General features: G+C 58.5%; 13 protein-coding genes. 4 read left to right on the forward strand and 9 right to left on the reverse strand.

Annotation, left to right across the window (positions count from 1 at the left end):
* Window positions 1-39: 39 nt before the first annotated feature.
* Complete coding sequence (locus DRV84_RS13915) at window positions 40-243, reverse strand: DUF6447 family protein (protein WP_115981776.1); 204 nt, start codon at window positions 241-243, stop codon at window positions 40-42.
* A gap of 294 nt (window positions 244-537) precedes the next feature.
* Window positions 538-4,398: a beta strand repeat-containing protein gene (locus DRV84_RS15660; protein WP_158547814.1), complete on the reverse strand. Its 3,861-nt coding sequence runs from the start codon at window positions 4,396-4,398 to the stop codon at window positions 538-540.
* 208 nt (window positions 4,399-4,606) lie between these two features.
* On the opposite strand from DRV84_RS15660, the gene DRV84_RS13925 reads away from it, so the two are divergent.
* The gene (locus DRV84_RS13925; protein ID WP_115981778.1) at window positions 4,607-5,770 is read left to right on the forward strand and encodes a site-specific integrase; all 1,164 of its coding nucleotides are present in this window, start codon (window positions 4,607-4,609) and stop codon (window positions 5,768-5,770) included.
* Window positions 5,771-5,818: 48 nt separating this feature from the next.
* Here DRV84_RS13925 and DRV84_RS13930 read toward each other — a convergent pair whose 3' ends face one another.
* The 7 genes from DRV84_RS13930 to DRV84_RS15460 all read right to left on the reverse strand — a co-directional run bounded on the left by DRV84_RS13930 (window position 5,819) and on the right by DRV84_RS15460 (window position 10,589).
* A complete protein-coding gene (locus DRV84_RS13930; protein WP_115981780.1) occupies window positions 5,819-6,223 on the reverse strand; it encodes a type II toxin-antitoxin system death-on-curing family toxin in 405 nt (134 codons plus the stop codon).
* Window positions 6,220-6,447 carry an AbrB/MazE/SpoVT family DNA-binding domain-containing protein gene (locus DRV84_RS13935; protein WP_115981782.1) on the reverse strand — a complete coding sequence of 76 codons (228 nt, stop codon included), beginning with the start codon at window positions 6,445-6,447 and terminating at the stop codon, window positions 6,220-6,222. Before DRV84_RS13935 ends, DRV84_RS13930 begins: the two co-directional genes overlap by 4 nt.
* A 149-nt stretch (window positions 6,448-6,596) precedes the next feature.
* Complete coding sequence (locus DRV84_RS13940; RefSeq protein WP_115981784.1) at window positions 6,597-7,163, reverse strand: tyrosine-type recombinase/integrase; 567 nt, start codon at window positions 7,161-7,163, stop codon at window positions 6,597-6,599.
* A gap of 900 nt (window positions 7,164-8,063) precedes the next feature.
* Complete coding sequence (locus DRV84_RS13945; protein WP_115981786.1) at window positions 8,064-8,390, reverse strand: DUF3768 domain-containing protein; 327 nt, start codon at window positions 8,388-8,390, stop codon at window positions 8,064-8,066.
* Window positions 8,387-8,818 (reverse strand): hypothetical protein, encoded by a 432-nt coding sequence (locus DRV84_RS15795; RefSeq protein ID WP_192881430.1) that lies wholly within the window; start codon window positions 8,816-8,818, stop codon window positions 8,387-8,389. The genes DRV84_RS13945 and DRV84_RS15795 overlap by 4 nt, the downstream gene beginning before the upstream one ends.
* 223 nt (window positions 8,819-9,041) lie before the next feature.
* A complete protein-coding gene (locus tag DRV84_RS13955; RefSeq protein WP_115981788.1) occupies window positions 9,042-9,746 on the reverse strand; it encodes an AAA family ATPase in 705 nt (234 codons plus the stop codon).
* 63 nt (window positions 9,747-9,809) lie between these two features.
* On the reverse strand, window positions 9,810-10,589 hold the full coding sequence (locus tag DRV84_RS15460; protein WP_147298867.1) for a hypothetical protein: 780 nt from the start codon (window positions 10,587-10,589) through the stop codon (window positions 9,810-9,812).
* Window positions 10,590-10,808: 219 nt separating this feature from the next.
* Here DRV84_RS15460 and DRV84_RS13960 point away from each other — a divergent pair, with 219 nt between their 5' ends.
* From DRV84_RS13960 to DRV84_RS15465, 3 genes are all read left to right on the forward strand, one after another.
* Window positions 10,809-11,648 carry a hypothetical protein gene (locus DRV84_RS13960; RefSeq protein WP_158547815.1) on the forward strand — a complete coding sequence of 280 codons (840 nt, stop codon included), beginning with the start codon at window positions 10,809-10,811 and terminating at the stop codon, window positions 11,646-11,648.
* A 134-nt stretch (window positions 11,649-11,782) separates the two neighbouring features.
* On the forward strand, window positions 11,783-12,109 hold the full coding sequence (locus tag DRV84_RS13965; RefSeq protein WP_115981792.1) for a DUF6626 family protein: 327 nt from the start codon (window positions 11,783-11,785) through the stop codon (window positions 12,107-12,109).
* A gap of 485 nt (window positions 12,110-12,594) precedes the next feature.
* Window positions 12,595-13,194, forward strand: a complete 600-nt coding sequence (locus DRV84_RS15465; RefSeq protein WP_147298868.1) for a hypothetical protein — start codon at window positions 12,595-12,597, stop codon at window positions 13,192-13,194.
* Window positions 13,195-13,458 lie beyond the last annotated feature (264 nt).

The raw sequence follows: 13,458 nt of genomic DNA on the forward strand, positions 1-13,458 counted from the left end.
GTAATCCTTGTCCCCCAGCCGCAGCGTTTTCGCCATGCGTTACGCCTTCGCCTTTTCCAGCTCGCGCTTCAGCGCCCGGGAATACCCCATGCGCGCGGTATCGCTCACGGCGAGCTCGTTCCGAAGCTGCTGCATCCGCTCATCGCAGAAGCGGATGTTCGCCAGCTGCGCCCGCGCCTGTTCGCTGAGATCGGCGAGCTTGTAGGTCTTGCCGTCGATCGTGATGGTCTGGTCGTCGGACATGATGGCTCCGTGAGTGGTGGCGGCTTTGCTGCCTATGTAAGACCGGAGCACCTGACAATCAAACCAGATATGACGGCCGTGTTCCGAACGAGAAAAGACCCGCCGGCTGAGGGTGCGGCGGGCCTTTCCGAGGCGTGGTCTTGCCTTTGTAAGTCAGAACCGCCCGAACGGGGTGCTCCGACACTGTCTCCGGAAAAGTAGGATGGGTGACGGCTAAAACACCGTTCCTACGGCAGCTTGCGGAAGACAATCAGGGAACCAGCCCCCCAGTTAAAGGGGGCTGGCGTGAGTGGTTTAGGCGATGACGAAGTCAGCTGCGTTAAGATTCTGATCAGTATCTATCGTACCAAGCAGCGTAACTTCACCAGCGGCAGCGTCAGTGTCACCGTTGTTGTCGACGAGATACACCGCCGTATCTCCAGAGCCGGCGAAAGTAACTGCGACGAGATCAACTTCGCCGGCGGTCTCATCATAGTTGGCCGCGTCTGTAAGGAAGCTGATCACACTGTCTACGTCCGTACGGTCCGACCCATCCGCCGCAAGGTCATTCGCGGCAGTAGCAGCGTCATCAGAGGCAATCACGAACACGTTATCTACGACCGCCGTATCAACAGTCGTACCATTGGTGTTGTCACCACTGTCAAACACCAGCACGTCACCACCATCGGCGTCGAAGTTCGTGTACGTGTCGAAGCCACTAAACGTACCGCCAGCCCCAGTGGCCGCAGATCCATCGGTCAGGGCGTTGATTTGGATGAAGTCACTACCCTGACCCACATCGATGACATCCGCTCCTGCGCCACCGAACACATTGTCTGCACCAGCGCCACCGTCGAGCGTGTCATTCCCAGCGCCACCGCTGATCACATCGTCGCCGGCACCGCCATTGATGACATCGTCGCCGGCACCGCCATTGATGACATCGGCAAGCCCAGAGCCGGTGAAGTCGTCGGCTCCCTCGCCACCAGTCATCGTTACGCCTTGACCAGCTGCGTCCGCGGAGAAGGTCACGGCTGCACTGGAAGAAGACGCGTCGAGCGAATTGAGGGCGACGAAATCGGTGGTTCCATCGTCGTCAACTGTGGTTGCCTGCGCCGCATCAACGCTGATCGCTTCAACGTTATCAGCGTTAGCCAGAGTGAACGTTGCAGCGCCAGTACCAGCGGTATTCGTGTCCGTATCCACAACACTGATGTTTACCGTTTCGACGGCGTCGACATCGATGTGGTTGCCGGCTGTGGTGAAATTATTAGCGCCAACAAAGTCGATGTTACCCTCGATGTTTACAACATCAGCGTTGGAGCCCGCATCGCTCGCACCATCGACAGCAGCAACAAGTGCGCCCGTCGTCACATCACCGGTAAGAGTTGCTTCGTCAAAGGCAATCGTATCGCCAGACGCCATAGTGATTACACCAGCCGACGCAGCACCGACTTCCAGAGAGATGCGGTCGACACCGAAAGCAGTCAGATCGAGGTTATTCGCCAACGCGTCACTGACCGCCAGTTGCTCGAAGCCGGACAGTGTCGCGAGTTGATCAGCATCTGCCTCAATCGTTGCCAAGTCACCGGACGCGCCGCGCAGCGTATCAACACCGTCGCCGCCGTCGATCGTGTCGGTCACGTCGGCCGTGGCATTGATTGTATTGATCGTGAGCGTGTCGTTACCCGCACCGAGATCGACGGTCAGAGCGACGTTGGCATTTGCCGTGACGGTGACCTCATCGGCACCCGTACCAGCAGTGATCGAAGCCGTGCTGCTGTTGTCGGTGGCGTTCGAGACATCCACTGCGAGGGTATCGTCGCCTGCACCGGAAGTAATGGCGACCGTCTGCTCGTCAGCTGCGTCAGTAGCCGTGATATCGTCATCGCCTCCGCCGGTGGTCACGGTCAAGTTGGCATCAGTCGCGCCGGACGTCGCAACCACCGTGTTGTCGCCATCACCCAGCGAGACCGTGGTGTCGGCGGCGTCAGTGGCCGAACCGTCAGCACCCACGACCGTGATGTCGTCATCGGCGCCTGTGCTCGTGATGGACGTATCGGTTCCGGCGTCGGAGCTGCTGTTGTCCACATCGAGGGTCAACGCCACGCCGGTCGAGTCAACGGTGGTCAGGCCAGCATACGGGGTACCCCCGCCGACATTCAGGTCAAGCGACCCGCTACCCGTCACCGTCAGAGACGCCAGAGGCGCGAGGTTGCCTGCCCCGTCAGTGATCTCGCCGATGGCGCTGTCGCCCGTGTTTTGCACAGTCAGCTGCTCGACAGTGTCACCATTCCCGTCGCCGACCGCCAGCACAGCGAGGTCGGCATCACGCGTCACGACGGTGAGAGCATCTTCAGAGCCCGTCAGGTCGACGTCCGAGGCATCGACGTCGATGGTGAAATCCGAGCCACCGCCCTCGATCACTTCCAGCGTCGGAAGGGAGGAGAGATTATTCAGCGTGACGTCGTTCTCGGCGCGGTCGTTCACCAGTGTCGTCACACCGGCCCAGCCATCGGCGTTGAGCGTAAGAGCGCTGCCATCGTCCGCGTTTCGCAGCGAGACTGTTTCGATACTGGTCAAATCCACAATGGGTGTAACTGAACCGTCAGCGAACGTAACGGTCAGAGTGTCCTCGCCGCCCCCACCGTTCAGATCGTCACCGCTGGTGAAGGTGGTGTCTGTCCCTTTGAACGTGTCGGCGCCGTCACCGCCAGTGAACTCCTCACCGAAGTCGGGGTCTGTTGTGAGCGTGAAGCTCTGCGGCTGCGTCACCGAGGTATCGTTGATCGTGACATCCGCGGTCTCGCCGGCAACCTCCAGCGTGAGCGTCTCCTCGCCTTCGGTGCGCTCGTCCTCAGCGAGGTCGACGGTGATCACCGCCTTGCCGTTCGCGTCGACCGTCGCCGTGCCGGACAGTGAGCCGCTGGCCAGGTCAGCCGCGGACACACCGGACAGCGTGTAGCTGTACTCCGTCCCGGCATCCACGTTCTCGGTCTCCAGTGTGAACGTCGCCGTGCCGCCCTCGTCGACAGCCGGTTCCGACGCGCTCAGGTCGAACGTCGGCACAGGCGTCACGGAGGTGTCGTTGACCGTGACGGTCTCGGTCAGCTCTTCACCGGCAACGGTGGTCGAGAGGGTCAGATCCTCGGCGCCCTCGGTGAGCTGGTCCTCCGCGACTTCGACCGAGATCACGGCGTTGCCGTTCGCGTCGACCGTCGACGTGCCGGACAGTTCGCCGGAGATGTCGTCGCTGTTAACGCCCGTGATGGTGTAGTTGAGCGTCGTGCCTTCGGCAACGTTCTGCGTGGAGATCGTGAAGGTGACGACACCGCCTTCGTCGACTTCGGTTTTGTCGGCCGTGAGGGAGCCGGAGGGCTGGTCAGCGGCATTATTCTCTTCAACCGCGGCCTCGGCAGCGGTGTTCGCGGCTTCAAGCTCAGCTTCCGAGATGTCGGCGCCATCAGCAGCGGTGATCGTCACGGGCGCCGTCACACCCAGCTCACCGATTTTTGTGGCGGCCGCATCGGCCTCTTCAGCCGTTTCTGCCTTAACCTCAACGCTACCCGTGCCGGAAAGCTCGCTCAGGCCTTCCAGCTGGTCACTCGTGAGGATAATGCCTGAGTTGATCGTGACACTGGTAATGCCGCCCAAGTCAGCGAGCGACACATCAACTGTGCCGTCTTGGATTTCAAGCGCGGTGAAGCTGCCGAAATCGCTGTCCGCCGTCAGCGTCAGCGTGTCGTTCTCGTCAATGAAGTCGAGCACGAGCGTGCCGGAGCCAGCGCCGTTCGCGTCCAGCGTTGCCGTGATTTGGTCGTCCGGCTCATCGTCGCTGATCGTGATCTCGGGTGCCACACCATCGTTCGGGACAGAAAACCCGTCAACGTCAGTTGCCAGCGAGAAAACACCGGCATTCTCGACGAGGTCCACAACGGGCGTGGTTGGCTCGGCCGGGGCGACCGGATCGTCGTCGTCACCGCCGCAGGCGGCCAGGGTGAGGGCCATGGTGGACACGGCTCCGCCACGCAGCGCGCGCTGCGCGTTCTTCTTTTCCCACATCGCGACGAAGCGCGACGTGATGTCCTGCTTCGTGCTGGTGGTCACTTCTGCTCTTGGTGCCTGCAGGCCGGCCTCAGCCTCCATACGGTTGATACCCGCAAAATCCTTAGCCATTCGCGCCTTAATTCAAAATAAACTTCAAAATGTTTTCAATTGGTTAGCCTCGCTTATTTGCGGCCAAAGCCACAAACGACATGCGTTTGACTGCACCTCAAACGCATGTCGACTGCGATTTTCTTGAGCAAGTCATTGTTTTTGCGTGACTATTTTTTCGGTCGCGACAACATCGCTATGACCGTACATTGCAGAAAAGGCAGTGGACATGAAAGCACGCATCTCGGACTACGCGATAACATCCCGCCAAGCTCGCCTGGTGTCAGGTCGGGTGACACTGACCGACACGGCGATGAAAGGCTTCTCCGTTGAGATACGAAGTCGCTCCGCCACGTTTAATTTGCGCAATAGCATAGACGGCAAGATGCGCGTGATCAATCTCGGGCGTTTTCCTGAGATGTCAGCGGATCAGGCCCGCGCAAAAGCGCTGGCGTACAAACAGCAGGTCAATCAAGGGGCCAGCGCGGACGACATCATCAAGTCCAACAAGAGCGTGACGCTCGATCAATTTTATCACGAGCACTTCTTGCCGTGGTACAAAACCTACCGTCGCAACAGCGCGAACATCATACAGATGTATCGCAGCACATACTACACGCGCTTTGGTGATCGGCATTTGCATACGATCAGCCAAGCCGACCTGCGCAACCTCAGCACGGAAATGAAGCGGCTTGGATACGCGCCGGGATCAATCAATCGCGCAGTGGTCACACTGCGTGCCATGCTCAAGCGTGCGGACGACTGGGATATCTGCAGGATGCACAGCAGTCTGAAAAAATCACCAGACCTGCTGCGCGACACGCGAAAGCTGGAACGGTTCCTGTCTCGCGAAGAAGCTCAACGCTTGCAAACCGTGCTGCGCGAACGCGGTGCGACACCGGTCAACCTCGCAATCCTGTTCATGCTGTACACGGGCGCGCGGCGCAAGGAAGTGCTTGAGGCTGAATGGCAGTATATCGACTTCGGTCGTCGTGAGTGGCGGATACCGATCACGAAGAATGGCCAGCCACGCACCGTCATTCTTAGCGGCAAGGCCATGGAAATCCTCCAACACGCCGATGATTATCAAGAGCGCAACTTCCAGCAGCCCGTCGGTATCGTGTTCGCCAACCCCAAAACGCTGCAGCCCTACTACAATATATGGGAGACGTGGAAACGGGTGCGTGCTGAAGCTGACTTGGAGGATGTGCGCTTGCACGACCTGCGCCACAGCTTTGCGAGCACGTTGATCAACGCGGGCGTCAGCATTTACGAAGTCCAGAAGCTGCTGGGACACTCCAACGTCACTGTCACCCAGCGCTATGCCCATCTTGCGTCAGAGCGGCTGCACGAGACGATCAAGCTCGTGGACGAGGGCTATGGCGAGGACTGACCCACCTATCGCCTGCACGAGAAGCAGAGATCGTTGGGCGGGCCGGCTCTATTGCAGTCTGGCACGGAACCACGCGGCAAGCTCGCTCTGGCTCACACGGCCCGATGCAACGCCTTCCATCACACGGATGGCTTCGAGCGGATCAAAGCTGATTTTGCAGCCGTTATCGAGCAGGAAGAGACGCGCGGCAATCCACGCGATGCGCTTGTTGCCATCCACGAACGCGTGATTTTTCGCAAGTCCATGCGCGTAGGCCGCTGCGAGGTCTGCGGCATCGGCGTCTGCATAGTTGGCCATGTTCTGCGCACGGGCGAGCGCGCTGTCGAGCGCGGCGGGATCACGAAGACCGTCAGGACCACCGTGCTCGGCCAACTGCCGGTCGTGAACGGCGTGGATCACTGAGCGGTCGATCCAGCGCCATCTTGGCTGTGGTGGCTCGGATGCGTCGCTCACTTGGCCAGCGCGCGCAGGATTTCACGATCGTCGTGCATGATCTCTTCTGCCAGCTCGATCTGACGCGCAAACTCGGGGTTGTACGGCGTGAGGCGGTAGCCACCATCCGCCGTTTCCGTGAGATAGAGCGTGTCGCCCTTCTGCACCCGCAGCTGCGCCATGACCTCCTTGGTCAGGATTACGCCAGACGACGCGCCAACAGTCGTGATCTTCAGCGTCTGCATGGAGTTCTCCACGTATATAATCGGAATTATATGCGCGTAGCAGGTCTCAGCGTCAAGCGCCGGGCGTGCACGCTGCGCTGCGTGGAGCCTGCACAGCGGTCGTCGGCACGCAGGACTGCACGGGCGCAAGGACGAAGCCGTAGAGCGCGCTACAACAGCTCTACGGCGTGGCGCATCTGCTCGGGGTTCACGTCGATGTAGCGCTGCGTGGTCTGGATGGAGCTGTGGCCCGCCAGCTCTGCCAGCACGCGCACGCTCACGCTCTTGCCAGCCAAGTTCGTGATGAAGGTCCTGCGGCCGGAGTGGCTGCTGGCGTGCGCGAACCCGGCCGCTTTGAAGATGTCCAGAAACAGCTGCGTCATCGTGTTCGCGGAGAACGCGCCCCCTTTCTGGCTCACGAACAGCGGCTTCGTGGGGTCCGTCATGTCCAACCGCGTCGCGTAGTCCTCCAGCACGCGTCGCAGGCGCCGATTGATCCACACCGTGCGAGCACGCGCGCCCTTGGCCTGCGCTGCGCGTAGCATGAACTGCTCACGCACCCGGCCCTCCTCATCGTACACGTCCCCGCGCTGCAGCGCTGCGAGCTCCTTGGCGCGCAGCCCTGCGTAGAAGCTGAACTGGATGATCGCGCGGTCACGCGTGCTGTGCCGACGCGTGCTGCACCACTGCAGGACCCGCTTGAGTTGCGCGTCGGACAGCGTCTGAGCCTGAGCCATGTCGCAAACCTCATGTTTTCGTGCGTATGACTATAAAGTCTGAGGTTTTGCCGGGTCGACCGAAATCCAGCCTGTGCACGCGACATTCAAAATCAATGACTTACAGGAAAATCTCATAGTTTATGTATTCTCTGAGATTTTGCCTTGACCCGTTTTGAGCCGGTTTTTCCGTCAAGTTGATAAATAAACACATAGGCTCACCAAGGCACCACAAACGAGATCAAGGTTGGCACGCCGACTGCTATAGTGCTGCAAATCCGTCCTGACGTGAGGGGGTAAGCAAATCCGAACTGCTCGTTGTTCGTCTTCTTCGCACTACCCTGTGCTCTGTGCAGGATGCCTAAAACGCAGTCCCACTGGAGAGACATCCTTTTATCCTGAAACATCGGAAGTGATTTGACGTTTGCGAAGTCGTAATGGTTGGCCGGGAACGCTCGGCGTAAAGTGAGACGGATGACAACCTCGCAAGAGAACCGTCAACGTGTAGGGCAACCCTGCTGTATGGATCCTACGCGTGCGTGGTGGCTGGTAATAGAGATGATCGCAAAACCTGCTCTTCCCTGAAATGGGTTCAGTGATACAGCCTGGTGCGCGACGTGCAGACCGCAGTTGCGCGCTTTCAGACCGACGCCAATTTTGGCGTTGGTCTGATGGCTCCTTGCAGTCCCTGAGAAATGAAAAACCATTCACACCACATCACGCAAAAGACCACTGCAGTTTGAGCGGGTTCTACGGGAACACGAGCTGCGTGATGATCAGTGAGGCGAGGCGCGAGCGAGCACGAACTGATCGAACGGCACACAGATGCGAAGCAGATGTGTCGTAGAGCAGAAACAGCATGACCACAGGGATCACGCAAAAAGAACACGAGCCCAAATGACCTACTCAAGTGAGGTCGTTTCAGTATTCACAAGCGAGCATGATCGTAAGTACCCGCACGGTCACGGCATCGTCACTGGGATCAGGCGACAGCATCTCTTGATCGATGTCGTAGTAGCTGAACGTCCAGAACACCTCCGCATGGCCCACACGCAGCGCGCCGAAATCATGCTCACCGTATGGATCGTTGTCAGCGGTAAAGTCGTCGAAGCGCTGCACGGCCCGCAGCACAGCTGGCAGGTCGTCCAACTCCGCAACACCTGGCGTGATGACCACGCGGCAGTTCCGAAAGCTGCGGCGCGCGTGGTCATTGAGCTGTCGGATGCGGTCTCGTTCGTGTGCCGTCACTGAGAGCGCCGCTTGCGCTCTGCGACCTCTGCGATCGCGTCATCCAGCTTGCCCTCGGCAGCTGCAGCTTGGAACGCGTCCAACACGAGCTCCACGTCCTCGAGCGCGTCCACGAACACGGCATTGTTCTCCCCGTCCACAAGCAGCACACGCGCCCCGTACCGGCATTGCACGTACCACCCGCCGTCCTGCTCGAAAAACCACGCACGCACACGACGCTCCACAGGCACCTGCACGCGTTCGCCTTCCGCGTTCGTCATCCATTTGCGACGGGTCTTCGTGTGGACTTCGCCTGCAAGCTTTGCAGCCAGCACCAACTTCTGCTCGTCCAGTGCAGCCATCAGCTTGCGCCGGCGCGCCTCAACGGGATCCGGTGCCCGGCCCGCGCGCTTGACAGATTGAAAGTTCAGCTCGGCAATATCCGTCATCGTTTGGCTCCCTCGTGCAACATACAGCACGTGTATGGTCTTGCTCGCCAAACGGTCGACCGGTTTTTTGGAAAAATCATCCACGCGTCGCGCGGCTCAACACCAGTGTTCGCACGACAGTGGTTGACAACAGTGTTCGCACAACAGTGCGTGACACTGACACGGCGTGACGCCCGCGCAGCGCAAAAAAAGGGGCAGACAAAACGCCTGCCCCTGATTGTGTTCACGGAGTTTGCGAAGGTGGAACCACCTGCAGAGTGGGCTTTGCCTGTTGCGCAGCCGAGCCTTGCTGCATCTTTGACACCACCGCCTCAAGCAACGGCAGCATATCACGCAAATCGCCCGTGAAACCGCTAAGCAGCATCTTCAAGTTTGCTATACTTACGTCGAAGCCTTCCTGCTTCACAATCTCTTGCGCGCGAGGCAAGCAGTCATTCACGCTCAGCGGCGGCAGCTCCAACCGCTCAAAGCGACTTTTCAGCGCGGGCATCAGCCGCTGGCTCACACCCTCCACATTCACCTGCTCGTTCGTTGTCACCAGCAAGTTGATACTTTTGTACTTGTCCATCCAAGCGCGAAACTTCTCCTGCATTTCACGTTCCATCACGTCGAACTCGTTTATCAAGATCAACGGATCTCCCATGCTGAAGTTCATCAACGAACCAATGTTACGGAACGTGTCCAACGTGTCAGGCACGATCTCTGCGCCATTGAACTCCTCAATACCTCCATCATAGTCCGCTGCTCTGAACCGTTCTCGCACAATCACGCGCGCTGTTGTCGTTTTTCCTGTGCCTGGCGGCCCCCACAACATGAGTGGCTTATAGGGAGCGCCAAACGCGTAACGCTCGCACAGCTGCCGCGCTGCAATATCTCCAAACACAAGCTCTTCGAACTTGCTTGGCGCGTATTTCTCTTCAAACGTCATATCACTTCTCCTTGTTTCTGTGTGTGCACGCAGCACTCAAAGCGCTGCGTGCAGTTGCTGCAATTAAGCTGCGTCTGTTACACCAAGTTCGCGTGCTACAAACGCATTGATATTTTCCTGTCTACGCTTCTTTTCCTCTTCCAAATTTTCTTTACTGCTTGCGCTGCGCGCTCGCTCATCCAGCTCCTTTCCAATAACTGCAAGCGCGTTCTTTACAAGTGTGTGCTTGTTGCTGCTATAAACCACGCTGCCATTTCCGTTGCTGTCACAGCGTACGAGCGCAACTGCATAGTCTGTGTCGTTGTTCTCGTCGTGCAGCATGCTGTCTTGCAACGAAAACGTTCCAAATCCAGCTGCAGCTTGCAGTGTGTCTGTAGCAAAGCTCCTGTAATCTTCAGTTTTCAGCTTTTGTGTGCTGTTTCTGTTCGAAGTGCGCCTCACATTCTCAATGCCTCCACGCTCAATCAAAAAGTTCCTTACTGTCTGCCTGTCGTCTGCCTCATTAAACCAAACTTTCAGCACATTTGCATACGCGTATTCTCTGCGCGTCTGCTGTCCAAACACCACGCGTACAATTTTGAGAGCCATGCTTGTGCGTGTGTTGAACGTTACTCCCATTTCGTCGATAGCTGCATTAAACACGCGCGCACGAGCTTTGCTTTCACGCAGTTCTGCAAAAATTCTTCCGCATTCTTCCAAAATTGCGTATAGCTCGTCGTTGCTGCGCTTGTACGTGCCTTCCTCCCAAGCGCTTCGTTGTGCGTGCAGCTCCTCGAGCGTGTTGCGCAGCGTTTGAACTTGCATGCGCGTTTCTGCTTTCATCTTCGTTGTCATAGCGTTCATTTTTACCTCCTTTTGTATGAACTGCTTGTCGTTTCCGACAGTCATGGGTGTAGCCGAGGGTAGCAGGCAGCATGGATAACAGCCGAACTTGCGGACTTAGCTGTTAAGGTTGGGCTGTGCATGCTACAGAGAAGCATGTCACACCGCCTGCCCAACCGGATCGGAGAGCTCACCGCACGAGACCGTCGCAGCGGCGGCCTCTGGGTCTCGCAGATCAGCATGTATCTGCTGTGGTTCGAGTACCTCGCCGTGAGCCCGAGCTACGAGCTCGCGCGTCGTCATCGAGCGGGCGATGATGTGCCTGCATCTGAGCGGCCGGCGGACTTCGACACCGTGTTACGGGTATATGATGACTTGGGAGACGTGCAGCGCGCACTGTTCCGGCTCTGGTGGAAAGACGTCGGGCTCAAGCACTTTGGCTATCAGGGCTCACCCCCTGCCGTGACCCGCGTGGCCTACGCCCCCCACACCGCGCGCAGCGTACCGGACGTCACCGACGACGTTGCACGATACTTCGAAGAGCCGTGGATCGAGCAAGGCCGGCAGCGCGTCATGTTGCTCGCCGTGCCCGTGGGCTTGCCGCAGAGCAAGATCAACCGGCAGGTCAAGCAGCAGCTCGCGCGCGTCAAAGCGGAGCGCCGCAAGCTGGTCGAGCCCGTGGTGAAGTACCCGCTCGTTGGCCAGCGTCACCACAAGGATGCGCTCATGCGCTACCTCAGGATGACATGGCTGCGCAGCGCGATGTACCGCAAGTCGCTCTGGCGCACGGGCGCACAGGCGCGCGTCAGCTTCACCTACAGCCCCGTGCTCGACCCCAACATGCCCGAGGTCAGCGTGGAGGATCGCTACGATCGAGAAATGCTCACGATCATCGCAAGCCGGGCCCTGCTCCGCGCGCGCATGATTGCAGAGAACGCGGCACGTGGCCGCTTTCCCACCCACGAGCGCTGCCAGACCGCGCTCGAGTTCGACTTCCGCGAACTTCGCCAGCGTATCCACCGGCGCAACAAGTGGCAGGAACGCGAGATCAAGCGCTTGCAGGAGCTGCACGGGGACTGACCGTGCCGGGGCCTCACGTCGCGCAACACTGTGTCCGCAACACAGTACGCGACCACTGTGTGCGGCACCAGTTTCGCAAACACGGGTGTCGGTATCACATGAGATAAATACGTGCACGATCAACGGGAGACAACATGACACAACAGGCTTTGGAACAGGTCAATTTTGAACTAAAAGCACTGGATATCGTGGCCAGCAACCGAGAGTTCTGCGAAAGCTGGCTGGCGAAAGATCCAAGTTACTTGCGTGTGCTGCGCTTTCACAAACGCACGCCAAGTGCTGACGCGCTGGCGACTTGTGCGAGCAAGCTTGGCTATTATGCCACCCATCTCGCAAAATCCACACGCCCGGAAAATCACAGCATGGCCGACAAGTTCCGAGAGCTGCAGGGTTTATGCTTGGCAGAGCTGGATCATTTATCACGCGCAAAATGGATGACAGCGGAGCGCATGGGGCTATGATGGGACCAGCACCTCAGCTGCGCGAAACTCCTGCCGCGCAAAATCTCACAGCCAGTTACTTATCGTTTTGCCTTGGTGAAATCGCCTCACCCCATACTGCAGGTCACCCCGCATGCGCGTAAACGAAGTGATAGGCGAGGCACGACGGAGACGGCATCCAAAGCCCAAGCCGCTTCCTATACCCAAGCCAAGCAAGCCCAAACCACGCAAGTCACCTGACGCTGATCTGTTCAAGAAGCCAAAGCGCAAGCGGCCCTTCAACAAGCCCAAGCCCGACGAGCTCAGTTGATGGCGTCAACGACGCGCTGTAAGCGCCCTGTAGCGCGAGGTCCGGGCCAGCCCGCACCCCATGTAGCGGGCACCGGTGATCCGCTGCTGTGCGCCGCGTTTTTATTGAACACAGCAGGGCTCGAGAGCACCATCTGCGCTCTTGCAAAATCGCTGAGCGCTGGCAAAGTAGGCGAGACGAAAGGTTTGAGGGCGATATGTCTCAAGACAGCGATCAGCACGACCAATTCGACGCCAAGGATATAAACATCAGTGACTTGGAGATAGCGCAGTTTGATATTCTATCACCTACACAAGCTCTGTTCGTCAGTGCGCTTTCAGCAGGCGACCCGGAACGGCACGGCTATGTTTTCGAGGACAGCTTGGAAATCGTGTTGCCAGACAGAAACTGGCAGGTGCTTGGCTTTTCCCCAACGCCAACAGCGCCCGCTGAAGTAGAAGAAGACAAATATCGTGTGCTGTTTGCGCCGGCCTTCGCTGATGATCACAAGTCATTTTGGGGCCTTCTTTTTCCAGATGTCGCCCCCGAAATTGTTTTGGAGTTTCTGGTCAACGAGGAAGACGGCTCAGCATGCGTAAGGATAACAGACGGATGGCTGGAGTGGCCTTGGTGGCTTTCCAGTGAAGAGCGGCTGAGGTATTTGGAAAATGCAAAAACGGTCTACGAACGGCTTTTTAACGACAGCAACTGGCTGGAACTGATCGAGCAATCAGTGACCACTGGTCCGAAGTCGGCTTTGTTCGAGGGCGTGGCGAAGCAGCTCGGTGCTCGATCTGGCGTCAACGGCGCGCTGTAAGCGCCCTGTAGCGCGGGGTCGGGGCCAGCCCGCACCCCATGTAGCGGGCAACAGTGATCAGCTGCTGTGTGCGCGGATTTTCGCCCTTCCTTCACGGACGCCCATGGTCAGCGCGCGTCTAGCAGGGAGGGAGGTGCTGGTATAGTGGCGTGGGGGTTGAATGCCACGTGCCTCGCACTTCTGCTTTGTCTGGTCCAGTTGCTCGTACGCCGAGCAGCAGCGCACGCGCCCTTCTCACCGCCGCAGCCCGAAGCGCTCCACCAT

It is taken from the genome of Rhodosalinus sediminis, assembly GCF_003385555.1.
GTDB lineage: Bacteria > Pseudomonadota > Alphaproteobacteria > Rhodobacterales > Rhodobacteraceae > Rhodosalinus > Rhodosalinus sediminis.

Bases quoted from the DNA above. Each gene is read 5' to 3' on its own strand.
- DRV84_RS13915 (WP_115981776.1), bottom strand. From the start codon at position 243: ATGTCCGACGACCAGACCATCACGATCGACGGCAAGACCTACAAGCTC.
- DRV84_RS15660 (WP_158547814.1), bottom strand. From the start codon at position 4,398: ATGGCTAAGGATTTTGCGGGTATCAACCGTATGGAGGCTGAGGCCGGC.
- DRV84_RS13925 (WP_115981778.1), top strand. From the start codon at position 4,607: ATGAAAGCACGCATCTCGGACTACGCGATAACATCCCGCCAAGCTCGC.
- DRV84_RS13935 (WP_115981782.1), bottom strand. From the start codon at position 6,447: ATGCAGACGCTGAAGATCACGACTGTTGGCGCGTCGTCTGGCGTAATC.
- DRV84_RS13940 (WP_115981784.1), bottom strand. From the start codon at position 7,163: ATGGCTCAGGCTCAGACGCTGTCCGACGCGCAACTCAAGCGGGTCCTG.
- DRV84_RS15795 (WP_192881430.1), bottom strand. From the start codon at position 8,818: ATGACGGATATTGCCGAGCTGAACTTTCAATCTGTCAAGCGCGCGGGC.
- DRV84_RS13955 (WP_115981788.1), bottom strand. From the start codon at position 9,746: ATGACGTTTGAAGAGAAATACGCGCCAAGCAAGTTCGAAGAGCTTGTG.
- DRV84_RS15460 (WP_147298867.1), bottom strand. From the start codon at position 10,589: ATGAACGCTATGACAACGAAGATGAAAGCAGAAACGCGCATGCAAGTT.
- DRV84_RS13960 (WP_158547815.1), top strand. From the start codon at position 10,809: ATGTATCTGCTGTGGTTCGAGTACCTCGCCGTGAGCCCGAGCTACGAG.
- DRV84_RS13965 (WP_115981792.1), top strand. From the start codon at position 11,783: ATGACACAACAGGCTTTGGAACAGGTCAATTTTGAACTAAAAGCACTG.
- DRV84_RS15465 (WP_147298868.1), top strand. From the start codon at position 12,595: ATGTCTCAAGACAGCGATCAGCACGACCAATTCGACGCCAAGGATATA.